Below are 267 nucleotides of genomic sequence, written 5' to 3'. Positions count from 1 at the left end.
CAAGACCTGATCTCATTTGTAATAACTCTCTTACTGTTATCTGATTTGCATATTTAAACTTTGGAAAATACTTATCAATGGTATCATCAAGATTTATTTTCCCATCTTCCATCAGTTGCATTATAGCTACTGCTGTAAATTGTTTTGTATTTGAGGCTATAGCAAAACGTGTATTTACTTTATTTACTATATTATCATCATAATCTGCATTTCCATAAGCTTTAGCAAATTTAATTTCATTGCCTTGCGCTACCAATGCCACGCCTT

The 267-nt window shown here is 31.5% G+C and carries 1 protein-coding gene; it reads right to left on the bottom strand.

Annotation, left to right across the window (positions count from 1 at the left end; translation table 11 throughout):
- The coding region (locus tag Q5O29_RS09860) for a serine hydrolase domain-containing protein (protein WP_302632098.1) at positions 1–267 on the bottom strand (267 nt) is incomplete at both ends.

The sequence above is a fragment of the Clostridium sp. CAG:265 genome, from assembly GCF_000436575.1.
Classification (GTDB): domain Bacteria; phylum Bacillota; class Clostridia; order Clostridiales; family Clostridiaceae; genus Clostridium; species Clostridium lentum.
Note: the sequence above shows the minus strand (reverse complement) of the source record. Positions and strands in the feature narration are given on the sequence as shown.